Raw genomic sequence first — 206 nt, forward strand, 5'->3', positions numbered from 1 at the left:
GACTGGGGTGAAGTCGTAACAAGGTAGCCGTAGGGGAACCTGCGGCTGGATCACCTCCTTAATCGACGACATCAGCCTACTGATGAGCTCCCACACGAATTGCTTGATTCATTGTGAAAAGACGATGATGTGATGCGACCCTGTTATAGGTCTGTAGCTCAGTTGGTTAGAGCGCACCCCTGATAAGGGTGAGGTCGGCAGTTCAA

The 206-nt window shown here is 51.5% G+C and carries 1 rRNA gene; it reads left to right on the forward strand.

From position 1 onward, the window contains the following. Positions 1-61 (forward strand): 16S ribosomal RNA (locus tag F3J44_RS30515); the annotation flags it as partial. Positions 62-206: the final 145 nt, after the last annotated feature.

This window comes from Pantoea sp. Tr-811, from assembly GCF_011752535.1.
GTDB lineage: Bacteria > Pseudomonadota > Gammaproteobacteria > Pseudomonadales > Pseudomonadaceae > Aquipseudomonas.